The organism is Oceanicola sp. 502str15 (assembly GCF_024105635.1).
In the GTDB taxonomy this organism is placed as follows: Bacteria; Pseudomonadota; Alphaproteobacteria; order Rhodobacterales; family Rhodobacteraceae; genus Vannielia.
Genome location: NZ_WYDQ01000001.1, coordinates 1,519,874 through 1,537,894, shown reverse-complemented (window position 1 = coordinate 1,537,894; position 18,021 = coordinate 1,519,874). Strand labels below are relative to the sequence as shown.

General features: G+C 65.5%; 16 protein-coding genes. 10 read left to right on the top strand and 6 right to left on the bottom strand.

Annotation, left to right across the window (positions count from 1 at the left end; genetic code table 11):
- Positions 1-46: 46 nt before the first annotated feature.
- Entirely contained in the window at positions 47-424 is a 378-nt protein-coding gene (locus tag GTH22_RS07440; protein WP_252944370.1) for a hypothetical protein, read from the bottom strand.
- A 595-nt stretch (positions 425-1,019) separates the two neighbouring features.
- Here GTH22_RS07440 and GTH22_RS07435 point away from each other — a divergent pair.
- The 6 genes from GTH22_RS07435 (at position 1,020) to GTH22_RS07410 (ending at position 8,141) form a co-directional block, all read left to right on the top strand.
- Positions 1,020-1,799 carry a gamma-glutamyl-gamma-aminobutyrate hydrolase family protein gene (locus tag GTH22_RS07435; RefSeq protein ID WP_252944368.1) on the top strand — a complete coding sequence of 260 codons (780 nt, stop codon included), beginning with the start codon at positions 1,020-1,022 and terminating at the stop codon, positions 1,797-1,799.
- Positions 1,800-1,972: 173 nt separating this feature from the next.
- Positions 1,973-3,544: a Re/Si-specific NAD(P)(+) transhydrogenase subunit alpha gene (locus GTH22_RS07430; RefSeq protein ID WP_252944367.1), complete on the top strand. Its 1,572-nt coding sequence runs from the start codon at positions 1,973-1,975 to the stop codon at positions 3,542-3,544.
- A gap of 13 nt (positions 3,545-3,557) precedes the next feature.
- A complete protein-coding gene (locus tag GTH22_RS07425) occupies positions 3,558-4,985 on the top strand; it encodes an NAD(P)(+) transhydrogenase (Re/Si-specific) subunit beta (RefSeq protein WP_252944365.1) in 1,428 nt (475 codons plus the stop codon).
- Positions 4,986-5,150: 165 nt separating this feature from the next.
- Positions 5,151-5,738 carry an outer membrane beta-barrel protein gene (locus GTH22_RS07420; protein WP_252944363.1) on the top strand — a complete coding sequence of 196 codons (588 nt, stop codon included), beginning with the start codon at positions 5,151-5,153 and terminating at the stop codon, positions 5,736-5,738.
- 10 nt (positions 5,739-5,748) lie between these two features.
- A complete protein-coding gene (locus GTH22_RS07415) occupies positions 5,749-7,155 on the top strand; it encodes a class I adenylate-forming enzyme family protein (RefSeq protein ID WP_252944361.1) in 1,407 nt (468 codons plus the stop codon).
- Between the two features lie 110 nt (positions 7,156-7,265).
- A complete protein-coding gene (locus tag GTH22_RS07410) occupies positions 7,266-8,141 on the top strand; it encodes an esterase family protein (RefSeq protein WP_252944359.1) in 876 nt (291 codons plus the stop codon).
- Between the two features lie 44 nt (positions 8,142-8,185).
- Here GTH22_RS07410 and GTH22_RS07405 read toward each other — a convergent pair whose 3' ends face one another.
- Positions 8,186-8,695, bottom strand: coding sequence for a pyridoxamine 5'-phosphate oxidase family protein (locus GTH22_RS07405; protein ID WP_252944357.1), 510 nt, complete (start codon positions 8,693-8,695; stop codon positions 8,186-8,188).
- A 129-nt stretch (positions 8,696-8,824) separates the two neighbouring features.
- On the opposite strand from GTH22_RS07405, the gene GTH22_RS07400 reads away from it, so the two are divergent.
- From GTH22_RS07400 to GTH22_RS07385, 4 genes are all read left to right on the top strand, one after another.
- Complete coding sequence (locus GTH22_RS07400; protein ID WP_252944356.1) at positions 8,825-9,007, top strand: hypothetical protein; 183 nt, start codon at positions 8,825-8,827, stop codon at positions 9,005-9,007.
- Positions 9,008-9,138: 131 nt separating this feature from the next.
- Positions 9,139-9,777 carry a helix-hairpin-helix domain-containing protein gene (locus tag GTH22_RS07395; protein WP_252944355.1) on the top strand — a complete coding sequence of 213 codons (639 nt, stop codon included), beginning with the start codon at positions 9,139-9,141 and terminating at the stop codon, positions 9,775-9,777.
- Between the two features lie 228 nt (positions 9,778-10,005).
- Positions 10,006-11,181, top strand: coding sequence for a type III PLP-dependent enzyme (locus tag GTH22_RS07390; protein ID WP_252944353.1), 1,176 nt, complete (start codon positions 10,006-10,008; stop codon positions 11,179-11,181).
- 295 nt (positions 11,182-11,476) lie between these two features.
- Complete coding sequence (locus GTH22_RS07385) at positions 11,477-12,763, top strand: DUF3422 family protein (RefSeq protein WP_252944351.1); 1,287 nt, start codon at positions 11,477-11,479, stop codon at positions 12,761-12,763.
- Here the strand turns inward: GTH22_RS07385 and GTH22_RS07380 are convergent.
- The 4 genes from GTH22_RS07380 to GTH22_RS07365 form a co-directional block, all read right to left on the bottom strand.
- The gene (locus tag GTH22_RS07380; RefSeq protein ID WP_252944349.1) at positions 12,711-13,787 is read right to left on the bottom strand and encodes a YeeE/YedE thiosulfate transporter family protein; all 1,077 of its coding nucleotides are present in this window, start codon (positions 13,785-13,787) and stop codon (positions 12,711-12,713) included. The two genes, GTH22_RS07385 and GTH22_RS07380, sit on opposite strands and share 53 nt — an antisense overlap.
- A gap of 88 nt (positions 13,788-13,875) precedes the next feature.
- Positions 13,876-14,889 (bottom strand): ABC transporter permease, encoded by a 1,014-nt coding sequence (locus GTH22_RS07375; RefSeq protein ID WP_252944347.1) that lies wholly within the window; start codon positions 14,887-14,889, stop codon positions 13,876-13,878.
- The gene (locus GTH22_RS07370; RefSeq protein ID WP_252944345.1) at positions 14,882-15,889 is read right to left on the bottom strand and encodes an ABC transporter permease; all 1,008 of its coding nucleotides are present in this window, start codon (positions 15,887-15,889) and stop codon (positions 14,882-14,884) included. Before GTH22_RS07370 ends, GTH22_RS07375 begins: the two co-directional genes overlap by 8 nt.
- Positions 15,890-15,960: 71 nt before the next feature.
- Entirely contained in the window at positions 15,961-17,679 is a 1,719-nt protein-coding gene (locus GTH22_RS07365; RefSeq protein WP_252944343.1) for a peptide ABC transporter substrate-binding protein, read from the bottom strand.
- Positions 17,680-18,021: the final 342 nt, after the last annotated feature.

The following is an 18,021-nucleotide window of genomic DNA, read 5'->3' as shown; positions in this document are numbered from 1 at the left end:
GCATGGTTCGTGCGCCCCGGGGAGGAACCGGTCTTTCCGGTCGGGCTTAGTTGCCGGCCGGGTTGTCGAGGATGAAGGCGCGGCGTGCCTGGTCACCATCGTCGAGGCTGGCCAGCTCGATCAGCTGTGCGGTCGAGTAGACGCCGGGGGCCACGCCCACGGAGGCGGCCAGCTTGTCGGTGCCCGAAGCGCCGATCATCGACTTGGAGGACACGGCGGCGGAGGCGCCTTCGGGGTTGTCGAGGATGAACTGGCGCTGCGCGTTGTCACCGTCGTCGAGGGCTTTCAGCTGGATCAGCTGCTCGACGGAGTAGACGCCGGGCTCCACACCGACCGAACGCGACAGCGAGGCGTTGTCGGCGAAGGCGGGGGCGGTGATGGCGACGGCGGCCAGGGCGAGGATAGAGGTTTTGGTGAAAGTCATGATCATGTCTCCTTATGCATCATATGTGCGGTGCCCGTTTTGGGCTGTTGGGTTTGGTGTCCGGCGGGCTGCCCTCATCCCGAGAGCGTCGGTGTCCGCTGGTCGTGATTAGGAAATGGGTCATCCAACCGTCTGGAAAAATGGCAAAACTTGCGGTGGTTGCTGTGCAGTTGCGCGCATCACGAAAACACGAGCGGGGCTTGTCGCGCGGGGCGGGGCGTTTAGCGGAGACGCAATGAGAAAAGGCAGGCGATATGTCCTGAGACAAATCGGGGGCCGAAAAACCGTTGTGTCACAATATCCTCCCGCCGGGGCCTGCTTGCTCGCGGGCGATCACGGCGCCGTGTGTGCTGGTGTTTCAACCGGCTGACTGCGGCGTGATGGATCGGGCCGGTCTGTGTCACGCGGGCGTGGTGAATGTTGCAGGTTTGGCGGGGGAAGGGCGGTGGCGGCTGCGCGTTTTGGGGCCAATTTCTGCCCGCCGGTTGCGCATATGGGGCCCATAGTGCTGTGCGCCTGTGCAATAGACACGCGACTTTAAGCCTTCATCGCGCAAGTCTATAGTCTGGCCAAGGCATATGGCAGGATCACGCTCATGACACGTCCCATCGTTGGTATCATCTGCAACTCTCACCTGATGAACGAGCAATACCCCGTTCACGCGGGCGGGACGATGAACAGTGATGCGGTGGCGCAGGTGACGGGCGCGATGCCGGTGCTGATCCCGGCCGATCCGCGCTTCGTGAGCGTGGCGGAGCTGATGGAGATGTGCGACGGCTTCGTCTTTCCCGGCGGGCGGCCCAATGTGCACCCCGAGGAATACGGCGAGGCCGAGACCGAGGCCCATGGCGCCTTTGACCGGGCCCGCGATGCGGTGGCGCTGCCGCTGATCCGCGCCTGCGTGGAGAAGGGCCAGCCGATCCTGGGTATCTGCCGGGGCTTTCAGGAAGTTGCCGTGGCCATGGGCAGCACGCTGCACCCCGAGATCCGCGAGCTTCCGGGCCGGATGAACCACCGGATGCCCCCAGACGGCACCATCGAGGAGAAGTTCGCCCTGCGCCACAAGGTGACGCTGGAAGAGGGCGGGCAGTTCGAGAAGGTCTTTGGCGCGCGCGAGGTGATGACCAACACGCTGCACGGGCAGGGTATCAAGAACCCCGGGCCGCGCATTCACATCGAGGGGACGGCCCCTGACGGCACTCCGGAGGCGATCGTGGTGCGCGATGCGCCGGGCTTCACGCTCTCGGTGCAATGGCACCCCGAGTACAACGCCGCGGAAGACCCGGTGAGTCGCCCGCTGTTCGAAGCCTTCGGCTGTGCGGTGCGCGAGTGGCGTGCCGAGGGCCGCCGTCCGGGCCTCAAAAGCGTCGGCTGACGCCGCCGATCCGCCCCGCGAGGCGCCTTCGTACCGCTTTGGCTCGGTGGAACGCAGACTTTCGGGGCGATATGCAGGGATCGGCTTGTAACAAAATTACCCTGAGTGATAGATAGACCCCGCTGCCAGACGCTGCGGAAAGCGGCGACATATGAGGGAAGGGGGACCATCCGTTGAAAATCGGAACGCCCAAGGAAGTTCTCGACGGCGAGAACCGCGTGGCCATGACGCCGGATTCGGCGACACAATTGCAAAAGCTCGGACATGAGTGCCTGATCGAAACCGGAGCCGGCGAAAAGGCCGGGTTCTCCGATGCGGCCTATGAGGCGGCAGGTGTCACCGTGGTGAAGACCCCGGCGGCACTGTGGAAAGAGGCCGATGTGATCGCCAAGGTGCGCATCCCGACCGACACCGAGGCCAAGCGGATGCGCGAGGGGCAGACCCTCATTTCCTTCTTCGCTCCGGCCGAGAACGAAAAGCAGATGAGCGCGCTGGCCAAGAAGGGCAGCACCGTGGTTGCCATGGAGATGGTGCCCCGCATCAGCCGCGCCCAGAAGATGGATGCGCTTTCGTCGATGGCCAACATCGCCGGCTATCGCGCCGTGATTGAGGCGGGCAACAACTTTGGCCGCTTCTTCACCGGGCAGGTGACGGCGGCGGGCAAGGTGCCCCCGGCCAAGGTGCTGGTGGTGGGCGCAGGTGTGGCCGGGTTGGCCGCGATCGGCACCTCCACCTCGCTCGGCGCGATCACCTATGCCTTCGATGTGCGCCCCGAAGTGGCCGAGCAGATCGAGAGCATGGGCGCAGAGTTCGTCTTCCTCGACTTCGAGGAAGCCCAGCAGGACGGTGCGGCGACGGGCGGCTATGCGGCCCCCTCCAGCCCCGAGTTCCGCGAGAAGCAGCTCGAGAAGTTCCGCGAGCTGGCCCCCGAGATCGACATCGTCATCTGTACCGCGCTGATCCCGGGCCGCGCCGCGCCCGTGCTCTGGACCGCCGATATGGTCGAGATGATGAAGCCCGGTTCGGTGATCGTGGACCTTGCCGCAGAGCGCGGCGGCAACTGCGAGCTGACCAAGGCCGACGAGAAGATCGTGACCGACAATGGCGTGACCATCGTGGGCTACACCGACTTCCCGAGCCGGATGGCGACCCAGTCCTCCACGCTCTATGCCACCAACATCCGTCACATGCTGACCGATCTCACCCCCGAGAAGGACGGTGTCATCGACCACAACATGGAAGATGACGTGATCCGGGGCGCGACCGTGGCCCATGCGGGCGAAGTCACCTTCCCGCCGCCGCCGCCGAAGGTTCAGGCGATTGCGGCCGTGAAGCGGGAAAAGCCCAAGGAGCTGACGCCCGAGGAGAAGCGCGCCGCCGAGGTGGCCGCCTTCAAGGCGCAGACCAAGCAACAGGTGACGCTGATCGCCGTGGGTGCGGCGCTGCTGCTGGCCGTGGGTCTGGTGGCCCCGGCGAGCTTCATGCAGCACTTCATCGTTTTCGTGCTCTCGGTCTTCGTCGGCTTCCAGGTGATCTGGAACGTGTCGCACAGCCTGCACACGCCTCTGATGGCCGTGACCAACGCGATCTCCTCGATCATCATCCTTGGCGCCCTGATGCAGATGGGCTCCGGCTCGTTCATCGTGGTGCTGCTCGCCGCGCTCTCGGTCTTCATGGCCGGGATCAACATCTTCGGCGGTTTCCTCGTCACCCGGCGCATGCTCGCCATGTTCCAGAAATCGTAAGGGGGCCTGAGCAATGGATTTCGGATTCACTACGGCCGCCTACGTTGTCTCGGCGGTTCTTTTCATCCTCTCGCTGGGCGGGCTTTCGGGCCAGGAAAGCGCCAAGCGAGCTGTCTGGTACGGCATTGTCGGCATGGGGCTGGCGGTTGTCGCCACGCTCATCGGCCCCGGATCGGGCCTGTGGCTGCTGACGCTGCTGCTCATCGCGGGCGGCGGGGCGATCGGCTACATGGTCGCCACCAAGGTTCAGATGACGGAGATGCCGCAGCTTGTGGCGGCGATGCACTCGCTCGTCGGCCTGGCGGCGGTGTTCGTCGGCTTCAACGCCCATTTCACGGTGAAGGCCGTGGAAGGGGCGCATGGCGCTGAGGTGGTTGGCACCTTTGCTCAGCTGGTTGCGCACAAGTCTGCCGTCGAGCTGAACATTCTGGCCGTCGAGCTGTTTCTGGGCGTGTTCATCGGCGCGGTGACTTTCACCGGCTCCGTCGTCGCCTATGGCAAGCTGGCCGGCAAGCTGACCTCGGCGGCCACCAAGCTGCCGGGCGGGCATATGCTGAACGCGGGCGCGGCGGCGCTCTCGGTCATCTGCCTGCTGTGGTATGCCAACACCGGCGGGTTCTTTCCGCTCTTCGTGATGACGCTCTGCGCGCTGTTTATCGGCTACCATCTCATCATGGGCATCGGCGGCGCCGACATGCCGGTGGTTGTTTCGATGCTCAACAGCTACTCGGGCTGGGCGGCGGCGGCGATCGGTTTCAGCCTCGGCAACGACCTGCTGATCGTGGTGGGTGCCCTCGTGGGCTCCTCGGGCGCGATCCTGAGCTACATCATGTGCAAGGCCATGAACCGGCAATTCGTGAGCGTGATCCTCGGCGGCTTCGGCGGCGGGGGCGGCGAGCAGATGGCCGTGGAAGGCGAGCAGGTGGCGATCGAGGCCGATGGCGTGGCCAACGCGCTGAACGAGGCCGACTCGGTGGTGATCGTGCCCGGCTACGGCATGGCCGTGGCGCAGGCGCAGGGCGCGGTCAGCGAGCTGACCCGCAAGCTGCGCGCCGCCGGCAAGGAGGTGCGCTTTGCGATCCACCCTGTCGCGGGCCGACTGCCCGGGCACATGAACGTGCTGCTGGCCGAGGCGAAAGTTCCTTACGACATCGTGCTGGAGATGGACGAGATCAACGACGATTTCCCCGATACCGACGTGGTCATCGTCATCGGCTCGAACGACATCGTGAACCCGGCCGCGCAGGACGACCCGAACTCTCCCATCGCGGGGATGCCGGTGCTTGAAGTCTGGAAGGCCAAGCAGGTGTTCGTCTCCAAGCGGGGGCAGGGCACGGGCTACTCGGGGATCGAGAACCCGCTGTTCTTCAAGGACAACACGCGGATGTTCTACGGCGATGCGAAGGACTCGGTGAACAAGCTGCTGCCGATGATCGACTAAATAGCCACATAAGCTGGCAGATATGGCCGCCGCGAGAGACTCGCGGCGGCTTTTGCTTTGTTAACCGAGGGTAAAGCGGGTAGAAAAACCGGGTCCGAGTGATGGGGCGTCGTGCCCTGCGAGCCGTATCGCCAATCTGGCCCATAAGGGCCCTCTGGAGCCGACATGAAAAGACCTTCCCCCAAGCTTGCCGCCGTTTCCATCATTGCCCTTGCCGCCGCCCTGCCTGCCGCTGCGCAGGAGTTCAGTTTCGGCACGGCGCTGGAGTACGGCGAAGGCACCTTTGGCACCGAGTTCCTCGGCAGCATCGATGACCGGGGCAGCGACAGCTACCGCCTGTTCAAGCTGATCGGGGATGTGAAATACCCGCTGGGGCAGCGCGGCTTCTACGTGGGCGGCGATCTGTCTCTCGGCTTTGCCATCGGCGGCACCGACAATTTCGGCAACTCCTCGGGCGGCTCGCTCGACCAGTTGCACCGCGCCCGTCTGCTGGGCGGCTTCCGCACCGGCGATCTCGATCTCTACGCGGCCACCGGCTACGCGATTGCCAAGGGCGATTTCTACCCCGGCTCCGACAATGAAGCCTCGACCTTCGAGGGCCGCACCCTCGCGCTCGGCATGGGCTACAGCGTGAATGACAAGTTCGATGTGGGCATCGAGATCATTCACGACGACATGGAAACCACCGACGGCGAGAAGGTGGCAGAGTGGAAGAACCGCGCCATCAGCGCGAACGCGACCTACAAGTTCTGATCCGATGCCGATGAACGCGGCGCTCCGGGCGGCCTTTGCCAAGGCCGGTGACGCTCCGGCCATGCATGCGCAGGACGGGCAGGTGGTGAGCTATGCCCGGTTTGCGCAGCTCGTGAGCGGGTGCACCGCGCGGCTGGAGGCGCTGGGCGTGGTGCCGGGCCAGCGGGTTGCGCCGGTCTCAGAGAACCTCGTGGTGCGCGTGGCGCTGATCCTTGCGGTCTGGCGGCGCGGGGCCGATGCGATCCTGACCGACGCGCCTTCGCGTCCGATGGGGCGGGGCATCAAGGTGGATCACGTGATTGCCGACCCCGGGCAGGCGCAGGTGGCCGGGCCGGCGTGGCATGTGTTCGACGAGAGCTGGATGACGCCCGCAGAGGGCGCCGAGCCGGAGGACATCGACGGCGGCGGGCTGCTCTTTGCCACCTCCGGTTCGACCGGCCTGCCCAAGTACATGTGGCAATCTGCCGACATCTGGTATGCGCAGACCCTCGGGTTTTTGCAGCTGAGCGGCAAGGGGCATGGCGCGAGCCTCGTGACCTATGCCCCCACCACCTCGGCCTTCCTGATGGCGGCGCTGATGTGCTTTGTCACCGGCCATGGCATGTGCCTCCAGCGGGGCACGGTCGAGGAGACGCTGGCGGCGGCCAAGGACTTCGGCGCGGAGATCCTCCATGCGCCGCCGGCGGTGTTGCAGGATATCGTGACGGCGGCCGAGCAGGGTGCCGAGGGGCCGGCCTTCGGGTTCATCCGCGCGGTCGGCGGGGCGACGGGGCCGCAGCTTCTGGCGCGGCTTCATGCGCAATACGGGCCGGTGGTGACGGTGGTGGGCGGCTCGAACGAGACGCTGCTGTTCTCGATGGGAGACCATGACGGGAGCGAGGTGCCTGCGGGTTGGGCCGGAACGGTGATGCCCCATGTGACCTACGAGCTGCGCGACCCGGAGCTTTACGCCGACCTCGCCCCGGGGGCCGGGCGCATCGCGGTGAAGGTGCCCGAGCAGCTCAGGGTGCAGGGCTACATCGGCGGTGGCGCGATCTACGACCCGGAGGGCTGGGTGGAGACGGGGGATATCGTCTCTGTCGCGCCGGACGGGACGCTGTGCTTTCTGGGGCGCGACGACTTCATCATCAGCCTTGGTGGCAACAAGTTTGCGCCCGAGCTGATCGAGGCGCTGGCCGAGACCGTGCCGGGGGTGATCCAGGCCGGGGCGGCGCCGATCCGGGGGCCGGAGGGAGACAGGCTGGCGCTGCTGGCGGTGTTGGAGCCCGGCGGCGACCTTGAAGCGCTGCGCGCGCGGGTGGCAAAGCGCGTGGTGGTGGCCGATGCGCTGGTGCTGGCGGAGGCGGGAGAGATCCCGATGCTGCCGAGCGGCAAGCCGGACCGTCCTGCCATTGCGGAGCGGGCGCAGAAGGGCTGACCGGCCTGATCACAGCTTCCGGTTGCAAGTGTGCCATTGACATGCAATCCGCCGAGGGGCGATCCTTCCCTTGGGGCAGCCACTTCCGTCTGCCTGCAAGGGAGGTTTTCATGAAGATGATGCTTTATGCCGCTGGTGCGGCGGTTTGTGCGTTTCCGAGTTTTGCCGGTGAAATTGCGACCTACAGCTTTGCGTCCGAGACGCTCGGGCGGGATTATGCCTATACGGTCTATCTGCCCGAAGGCTACGAGGAGAGCGGGCTGAGCTATCCGCATATGTACCTGTTGCACGGCTCGGGCGGCAACGAGACGAGCTGGGTGGTGGATGGCCATGCCAAGCAGATCCTCGACAAGGCGATTGCCGATGGCACAATGCCACCTGCCGTGGTCATCATGCCCGGCAGCCTGAGCTGGTGGGTCGATGGCTACAACGAGGCAGCGGAAACTGCGTTTTTCGACGATCTCATCCCGCATATCGAGGCCACCTGGCGGGTGATCCCCGAGCGCGAGGGTCGGGTTGTGGGCGGGCTCTCCGCGGGGGGCTATGGCACGGTCAATTTCGTGCTGGAACACCCCGAGATGTTTGCCGCCGGGGCTGCCATGTCGCCGGCCGCCTATGTGCCGCAGCCGCCTGCGAGCTCTTCGGCCAATCGCCACGCCACCTATCTGGACGCGGAGGGCAACTATGACCCCGAAAAGTGGACCGAGCTGAACTACACCGCCTATCTCGATGACTACCTCGCCGGGGATGTGGTGGTGCCGATGTATATCAACTCGGGCGACCATGACGTGTTCGACATCGCCTACCACGGCGCGGTGCTTTACCAGAAACTGCGCGAGCACCAGCCGAACGATGTGGAATATCGGGTGATCGACGGCGATCACGAGTGGCAGGTCTGGATCGACACGCTGCCCGAGGCGCTGAACTACGTGTTCTCGCACACCGTTCTGCCGCGCGGCGAACTGCCGATGGCGGCCAGCCAGTAGGCGGAGGTCTGGCGGAGCCGCTGCTGCGGGCTCCGCCAGCCCGGTCAGGCGGCGAGGTCGATGACGGCGTGATCGCCGAGGTCGGGTTTGTGCTCGCCGAGATTGGCACGCAGCATCTCGATGCCGAATTGCAGGGCGTTTGCATCCACCGTCCAGACGGCGGCCTCGCGCAGCGGCATTTCGAGCAGCAGCACCTTGGGGTCGTCGATCCCGTCTTCGAACCACATGCCGGCGGCGGGGGACCACAGGCTTTCGAGCAGGGCGCGGTCTTCGGAGGCCACGATCGGGCCGGTCATGCAGGCGTAGACCTGGCCGTCGCGGCTGGTGAGGGTGAAGTGGGCCTGCGCCCCGGTGCCTACATCGCGGGCCAGGCCGGTGTCGCTGGCGGTGATGAAGCGAAGGGCGCGGGCGTTCTTGTCGAAGTAGTGGGTCATGGGCTGCGCATGGGAATCGCGGTCGTTGATGGCGAGCATCCCGGTGCGCTCATCCTCGAGCGCGTCGAAGAGCGCCTTGCGCAGGGCGGTGATGTCCTTGTCGGTGTGGGAATGGGTCATGTGAGTCTCCTTTGGGGACCAACAGAGAAGGGGCGAGGGCGGTTCCGTGCCGGGGGGATGAAAAAGTGTATATACAATGGCTATGCATTGTAGTAACAAAGCTGCACTCAAGAGAGGGAGCCAACCCGCGTGGCCAAGAGCACCAAACCCAAGAAGGACCGCAAGGACAGCCAGCTCATCATTCGGATCAAGAAGGATGAGCGCGATGCCTTTGTAGACCTTTGCGAAGAGCTCGACACCAGCGCCGCACGCGAGATCCGCCGGTTCATCCGCGGTTTCGTGAAGGAAAACGGCTCTGACAAAACTGACTGAAAGGACCGAGCAATGGCCAAGAAAGCCAAGATCAAAGAGCTGAAGAAAGAAGTGAAATCCCGCAAGGCGAAGGTTGCCAAGCAGGAGAAGAAGCTGAAAGTCGCCAAGAAGGCGCTGAAGAAAGCCGCCTGATGGTGCGCCTGACCGACATTCCGGGCATCGGCCCTGCCATGGCGGCCAAGCTGGTGGGGGCGGGCATTTCCGACCCTGCCGGCCTGGCGGCGGCCACGGTGGCCACGCTCACCGCGATCCCGGGCATCTCGCCCGCCCGCGCCGGCGCGTGGAAAGCGGCGGCGGCCGGCAAGCTCGCAGCGCCGGCGTCGCGCCGCCCTGTCACGCCTGCCCGCGCCCCGATCAAGCGCCGAGTGACCAAGCCCGCGCCCGCCGCCAAGGCGGTTCCGATCGAGGAGAAGCCCTCTGCCGGGGCCGTGGGCCAGGCTGTCGCGCTCGCGGAAAAGAAGGCCGAGCTGGAGAAGGCGGAGCCGCAGGCGAGCGAGAAGAAGGCGGCGGACAAAAAGGCGGCGGCCAAGAAGGCCGGGGCCAAGGGAAAGACGAAGAAGGCCGATAAGAAGGCCGCCGAGAAGAAGGCCGCCGAGAAGAAGGCCGCCGAGAAGAAGGCGGCCCGGAAGGCCGAGAAGAAGGCGGCCGAAAAGGCCGCTGCCAAGAAGGCCGAGAAGAAAAAGGCCGCAAAGGCCAAGGACGACAAGAAGAAGGCCGGCAAGAAGGCCGCTTCGAAGAAGTCGAAATCAGGCAAGAAAAACAAGAAGTAACACCTGGGGTCGGGCAGGGCGGTTGATGCCGTTTTGCCCGGCCCCGAAAATCTTTGCCCGGGACGGAAATTTCTCTTGATCCGAATCCGGAAAAGCCCCAAATGCGCGGCCATAGACGCCAACGCACGCGCCTCTGGCCGGCACATCATCGCCTGTGTTTACGTAGCGACGGTAACGTCTCCCTTGGAAGTGAGCGGTCATGTATGGCCGGGTCTATTGGAGATGACCATGACGATGATGTTTGACGCCGGCCTGCCGGCCGTTCCCGTATCCCTGCCTGCAACCAACCGCGCCGAGGCTTTCATCCTCGCCAATGACTTCGACAAGCCGACGCTGGTGATCGACACCGATGCGGTGGCCCGTCAGTTTCATGCGCTGAAGGCCGGTCTGGGTGGGGCTGCCATTCATTATGCCGTCAAGGCCAACCCGGCCCGCGAGGTGATTGCCCGCCTGCTGGACGAGGGCTCCAACTTCGATGCCGCCTCGCGCGGCGAGATCGAGCTGTGCCTGTCGCTGGGGGCCCGTCCCGAGCAGATCAGCTTTGGCAACACCATCAAGCGCGTGTCCGACATTGCCTTTGCCCATGCTGCGGGCCTGACCCTCTTCGCCGCCGACAGCGACGAAGAGCTGGAGAAGCTCGCCGAGCATGCGCCGGGTGCGCAGGTCTACATTCGCCTGCTGGTCGACAACCCCGAGGCCGACTGGCCGCTGTCGCGCAAGTTCGGCTGCTCGCGTGAAACCGCGCTGCGGCTGCTGGGCGTGGCCCGCGAGCTGGGTCTGGACCCGGTGGGCTTCTCGTTCCACGTGGGCTCGCAGACCAAACGCACCCGCATGTGGCAGGGCGTGCTCGACTATGTTGGCGGTATCTGGGCCGATGCGCAGGCGGCCGGTCATCAGCTGACTCTCATCAACATCGGCGGCGGCTTTCCGGCCTTCTACGGCGAAGAGATCGACGCCCCCACGGCCTATGCAGAAGGCGTTCGTAAGATGGTCGAGGCCCGTTTCCCGGGTGCCCGCATCATGGCGGAGCCGGGCCGTGGCATGGTGGCCGAGGCCGGTGCGATTGCCGCCGAAGTGCTGCTGGTGAGCCGCAAGTCGGACAACGACATTCACCGCTGGGTCTATCTCGACATTGGCCGCTTCTCCGGCCTGGCCGAGACCGAGGGCGAGGCGATCCGTTACCAGATGCTGACCCCGCATGACGGCGAGGCCACCGGCCCCTGCATCCTTGCCGGGCCGTCCTGCGACAGCGCCGACGTGCTCTACGAGAAGCGCCCGATGCCGCTGCCGATGAGCCTGAAGGCGGGCGACAAGGTGGTGATCCGCAACTGCGGTGCCTACACCTCCTCTTACTCGTCGGTCGGCTTCAACGGCTTCCCGCCGCTGGACGTGGTGGTGATCTGACCGCCTGAGGTTGCGGGCTGGCCTCGCGTTCCAGCGTGTCGAGGAGGACGGGGTGCGGCCGGGTTATCACGGCAGCAGCCTTTGCACGGAACGTTTGAATGGCCGCCTCGGATGCCGCCCGGTCGAAAGGCCGGGCGGTGCCTGTTTGTGACATTGCCCTCCGATTGCCCCTTCATAACCGGCAAATGGCGCATTCGGTGCACCGCGGTATGCCGATAAGCGACTGATATTGCGACATTCTTTCACTTTACAGAAGGGGGCGCAGCGCCTAGCAGGGAGGAAACGAGGGGCGAGAATGGCTGAGATCAACGATCACCCGCTGCGCTACCAGCTGGCCAACGAGCTGCATGCGCGGCCGTTTCCGGCGCTGGAGGTGCCCTGCCGCGCGGCCTATCTGGCGCTGAAGCCCGCCGAGGGCGCGGCGGGTCGGGACCGGGAGGCGGAGCGGGCGCATCTGATCGACCTGCTCGATCGCCACGGCGCGCCGCATCCGCAGCCCGATGCCACCCATTACTCGGGCCAGCTGGGCCGCCATCAGATCAAATGGGAGAGCCACACCGAGTTCGTGACTTACACGATCTTCGGTCCCGGCGTGGCGGACACCCCTTTTGATGCGGCCACTTTCGGCATGTTCCCTGAAGATTGGCTTGCGCGTGCGCCCGGTGTTCGGGTGACCTCGGCGCTGGTGCGGGTGGAGCCGATGCCCGACAGCCCGGAAACCGCCTCGAAGAAGCTCGACTCCTGGATGGTGGCCGAGAGCATTGCGGTGTCGGAGGTGGTGGATGGCGATGTGATCGTGGGCACCGATTTCAGGATCGACCCGCGCGGCCATGTGCGCTTTGGCTGCTTCGTGAAGCCCGGCGTGGGGCCGCAGCGCGTGGGGCGGGTGGTGCAGCGGCTCACCGAGATCGAGACCTACAAGGCGATGTCGATGCTCGGTCTGGGCCGGGCGCGGCGGCTTTCGGGGCCGCTGTCGCAGCTGGATGACGAGCTGTCCGAGCTGATGGCGGCAATGACCGGCGAGCGCGCGCGCCCGGCGGAGGCGGAGCTGGAGAAACTGCTGAAGGTGGCGGTGGAAATCGAGACGCTGCTGACCCATGCCAGCTTTCGATTTGGCGCGACGCAGGCCTATGAGGCGATCGTCTGGCAGCGAATCGAGGTGCTGCGGGAGCAGCGGTTCTTGGGGCGGCAGACGCTGAAGGAGTTCATGACGCGGCGCTATGACCCTGCGATGCGCACGGTGAAAAGCACCGAAGGGCGGTTGCAGGCGATGGCGGCGCGTTCGGCGCGGGCGAGCGACCTGCTGCGCACAAGGGTCGACGTGGAGCGGCAGGCGCAGAACCAGGCGCTGCTGGCGTCGATGGACAAGCGGGCCGACCTGCAACTGCGGCTGCAACAGACGGTGGAAGGGCTCTCGGTGGTCGCGATCAGCTACTATGCGGTGAGCCTTGGCACCTACATGCTGGAGCCCTTCGCCAAGAGCGCAGGCATCGAGAAGGGCTGGTTGACGGCGGGGCTGACGCCCGTGGTCATTGCGCTGGTCTGGCTTGCGGTGCGGCGGATCCGGAAGAGGTTGCATTAGCCTCGCCCAGCAGGCGGACGGTGACGGTGGCCCCCAGCGCGATGGCCGCCAGCGCGAGCAGCGCGGCGAGCGACAGGGTGCCGACGCCCGACAGCCCGGCACCTAGGGTGCAGCCTCCGGCCAGCACGCCGCCGAGCCCCATCAGCACCGCCCCGGCCATGTAGCGCCCGGTCTGGCGCGGTGAGGTGAAGCTTTGCAGGGCGAACTCGCGGCGGGTGAGCGCGGCGAGCAGCGCCCCGGCGAGGATGCCCCCCATCAGCCCTGCGCCGAAGCCGGGCGGGATGGAGGAGGAGGCGATCAGCCAGAACAGGCTGTCAGCCGAGGGCAGGGTGGTGGAGAGGCTCTCCATGGCGATCGGGTCGAAGTCGTCATAGAGCAGAAAGCCGGTGCCGACCCAGGCCAGCGGGGCCAGCAGGCCGATGAGCGCGCCGAGGGCAAGGTCGCGCGGGCGGGCGCGGGAGAGGGCGGCGAAGGCGAGGCAGGCGGCGGCGATCAGCCCGGTCCAGAGCCACGTGCCGCCGGGCAGGGCGGCGAGCGAGGCGGTTTCGCCCACGGAGAGGGTGGCGCTGCCGAGCGTGGTGCGCAGCGGCGCGAGGATGCCCTTGAGCGTGGCATGGGCGGTGACGGCGAAGACCAGCAGCACGGTGAGGGCGCGCAGGTTGCCGGTGCCGCCCAGCACGGTCAGCCGCGAGACGCAGCCCCGCGTCAGCACCATGCCCGCCCCGAAGGCCAGCCCGCCGAGGGTGACGGCGAGCCATGGCAGGTCGGGGGCAAAGAAGCGGTGGCCCTCGAAGCTGATCCAGCCCATGGCCACGGCCCCTTGGGTGCCCAGCACCGAAAGCGCCAGCGCGGCGGCCCAGACCCCGGCGGCGCTGCGGCGCTCGTCAAGCGGCCCGGCCACGGCGCGGCGGAAGCAGAAGCGGCTGATCTGGGCCATCACGCCGAACAGCACCCCGATGCCCAGCCCGAGCCAGACAGATGCCTGCCGTGCAGTCAGTTCTTCGAACCCGAAGCTTTCGAACATGGCGCCTCTCCTTTGCCCACGGCCCTTGGACATGAGGCTTTAGCGCCCCATGGCAAGGGGTGGCAAGCCGGCCCGAGGGCCCGCCGCCTCAGCGGCCGCGAATGCGCGGGTCGAGCGCGTCGCGCAGGCCGTCTCCGATGTAATTGACCGAGAGCACCACCAGCGAGATCATCAGCCCCGGCCAAAGGGCGCGTTCGGGGAAGTTCTGGATCCGGTCGGTGGCGTCGAACAGCAGCTTGCCCCAGGTCGGGAAGTCGGAGGGGAAGCCGAGGCCGAGGAAGGAGATCGCGCTTTCGGTGATGATCGCCGTGGCCAGCCCCAGCGTGGCCGAGACCATGATGGGGGAGAGCACGTTGGGCAGAAGGTGGCGGGTGACCATCTTCAGCGGCGGGGTGCCGATGGAGCGGGCGGCGAGGATGAACTCGCGTTCCTTCAGCGCCAGGATATCGGCCCGCACGATCCGGGCGGTCTGCATCCAGGAGGTTGCGCCGATGACGCAGACGATCAGGATGAAGATGCCCATCTCCGGCCCGAAGGCAGCGCGCAGCGCATCGCGGAACAGCAGCATGATGACCAGCAGCAGCGGCAGCAGGGGCAGGGCGAGCACGAGGTCGGTGAAGCGCATAAGCAGACCGTCGAGCCACTTGATGTAGCCCGAGGCCACGCCGATGGCGGTGCCGATCAGCATGGCCAGCACCATCGCCACCCAGCCGACCGAGATCGACACCCGCCCGCCGTGGATCAGCGTCGAGAGGATGTCGCGGCCGAGGTTGTCGGTGCCGAGCGGATGGGCCCAGCCGTATTTCATGCCTTCGAGCGCCTCGGGCGGGATGCACAGGCTGGTCCAGGAGCAGGAGAACAGCGGCATGTAGACCGGCCGCCAGTTCTTGTTGCGGATGTCGAGCTTGGTGGGCTCGATATCCCAGAGCCAGGGCCCGAAGATCACGCCGAAGGTGATGAAGAGCAGCACGAAGGCCCCCATCATCGCGCCCTTGTGGCTGCGGAACTGGCGCCAGACATCGGCCCATTGCGACTGTTCCTTGCCGCGGGGCTGGGCCTCGGTGATGATTTCTGCCTCGATGGGGGATGCCGGGTCAGTCATAGCGGATCCTCGGGTCGAGCACGCCGTAGAGCACGTCTGCGATCAGGTTGAAGAGCACGATCAGCACGGCGAAGATGAAGGTGATGGTCTGCACCATGGGAATGTCGTTGGCATAGATCGCGGTGATCAGGAGCTGGCCGATGCCGTTCACCTTGAAGATCTGCTCGGTGATGATGGCCCCGCCGAAGATCGAGGGGATGCCGAGCGCGATGACGGTGACGACCGGGATCATCGAGTTGCGCAGCACGTGGACCATGACCACCGACCATTCGCCTAGGCCCTTGGCGCGCGCGGTGCGGACGTAATCCTGGTTGAGGTTGTCGAGCATGGCCGAGCGCATGTAGCGGCTGATCTGGGCCGTGGTTTGCAGGGCCAGCACCATGACCGGCATGATCATCTGCTTGAGCTGCACCTTCATCGAGGCCCAGTCGTTGACGACATGGGTGGTGTCGTAGATCGAGGGCAGCCATTCGAGCTTGACCGAGAAGATCACGATGACCACCACGCCGGAAAAGAACGGCGGCACGGAAAAGCCGATCATCGAGACCAGCGTGCCGACCTGATCGAAGGCCGAATACTGGCGGTAGGCCGAGATGATGCCGATCGGGATGGCGATGATGACACCCACCGCATAGGCCAGAGCCACCACCCAGAGGGTCTGGGGCAGGCGCTGCACGATGATGTCGAAGACCGGCGAGCGGAACTGCCAGGAGACGACGCGCTGGGTGCCGTCCATCATGTTGGTGCCGAAGAGCCAGTCGAGAAAATAGCCGGGCTCGACCACGAAGAACTGGTAGAGCCATTTGAGGTAGCGGATGTGAACCGGTTCACCGACGCCAAGCGCCTCGCGCATCTTCTGTTTCACCTCGTCGGGGATGGTGAGCGGCATCTGCGCCATCGGATCGCCGGGGGCGAGATCGAGCAGCAGGAAGAGCACCAGCGAGATGAAGAGGAGCGTGGGGACCGCGAGGATCAGCCGTCGGATGATGAAGGTAATCATGCAGGGGAGCCCGAGAAGGAGAGGGGGCCGCGCGGGCGCATGCCGCGCGGCCCTGTTTCAGTTGCGCCGGATCAGTTGGTCTTGATCCGATACCAGTCGGCAGCGTTCCAGATTTCGCTGTCCCAGACGTTCAGCTTGACGCCGCCGAGGCTGTTGGCGTGGGCCGAGAGACGGCCACGGTGCACCAGCGGGATCATCGCGCCGCCCTCGATGACCATGTCATTGAGTTGCTTGGCAATTTCAGCCCGCTCGGCCGCATCTGCGGTTTCGGCCAGCTTGGCGTGAAGCGCGTCATACTCCTCGGAGCACCAGCGCGAGATGTTCTCGCCCTGCCACTGGGTGGCGGGAGAGGGCGCGTGGTCGCAGAGCGCGTTGCCGAGGTAGGTCTGCGGGTCGGTGCCGTTGAAGGTGTTGGCGTACATTTCAACGTCGGCGTAGAACTTCTGGAAGGTGTCGGGCGAGCCCGGATCACCGCCGAAGAAGACCGAGCTGTCGGCGTTCTTCAGTTCAACTTCGAAGCCGATCTGCTCCCACCAGTCCTTGATCAGCGCCTGGAAGTCCTGACGCACGGCGTTGGTGGAGGTGGCGTAGAGCATCTTCAGCTCGACACCGTCCTTCTCGCGGATGCCGTCGCCGTTGCTGTCGACCCAGCCGTTCTCTTCGAGCAGCGCCTTGGCGCCTTCGATGTCCTGCGTGTCGCAGGTGAACTTCTCGGAGACCACCGCCGGCGGGGCGGGCACCCAGTTGCAGGTCACCTTGCCGGCCTGACCGTAGCCGACTTCGACGAGGAGCGGACGGTCGATGGCCATCGACATCGCCTTCACCACGTTAAGATCGGAGAGGTAAGGGTGGGGTTTGATGACCGAACGCTCGTCCGGGCCGAGGGCCGGGTCGGGGTTGGTCTGATTGATCATGATCCGCTCGAGCAGCGGGCCGAAGCCGGCAACGGGCGTGCCTTTGCCTGCGGCTTCCATCTCGGCGATCACGTCGGGGGCGAGCTGGAGGTTCCAGGCGTAGTCGAATTCGCCGGTTTCCATGACCGCACGGCCAGCCGCCGTGGCATCGCCGCCGCCCTTGAAGGTGATGGAGGCGAAGGCGGGCTTGCCCTCTTCGCGGTAGTTGTCATTGGCCTCGAAGGTGATCACGTCGTTCGGCTTGAACTCCACAACCTTGAAGCCGCCGGTGCCGATCGGGTTGAAGTTGGCATCGGTGCATTCGGGCGCCTTGGCGCCGAGGCAGTCGGCAAACTGCGCGGCCTGGAGCACCGGGCTTTCACCGCCCACGAAGGGGCCGTAGGGGAAGGGGGTGGGCTTGTCGAAGGTCACCACCACGGTCATCTCGTCCGGGGTTTCGACCGAGGTGACGCCGCCGAACTTGGTGAGCTGGGCGCAGCCGCCTTCGGGGTGGGTGCAGTACTCGTAGGTGAACTTTGCATCCGCCGAGGTGAAGGGCGTGCCATCGGACCAGGTAATGCCGGGGCTGATCTTCCAGGTGATGGTGGTGAGATCTTCGCTCACGCCGCCGTTTTCGACGGTGGGGATCTCATCGACCAGCCAGGGCACGAGGGTGCCGGTCTCGTCGTAGCGGGCCAGCGGCTCGAGCACGAGGCTGGCGCTTTCGATGTCCTTGGTGCCGCCCGAGAGGTAGGGGTTCAGGATGGAGGGGGCCTGCCAGTAGATGATACCGACATTGCCGTCACGGCCGCGCTCGCCCTCGTGGGCTTCGGCAAAGGCCATGGGGGCCAATGCACAGGTCGCGACCGCTCCGAGAAGAGCTGTTCTGAGTTTCATGAGGTTCTCCTTGTTGGGTGCTCGACGCCTCGCGCCCTCTGCGGGGCTGCTTTTTTGGTCGTTGGGAAACGCCGGACGGGTGGGAACGGTGCCGGTAAGCCATGTGACGGCCCGGTCATGCACTTGTTTCCCTGAGCAGAGCAGGTGCCTTTGCGGGCCATGCGCTCTCCCTGTCCAACCTTGCGTTTATGGGTGTTTTCACGCCACCGCCTCCGCGGTCGCGCCATCCCCTGACGATGACGGTAACATGAAACTTTCGTGGCGCAATGGAATCGTCGCATGACCCTGCGACGCAATTGAGCAAGTGCCTGCCGAATGGGCAGGGGGCCTTGACCTCTGCGC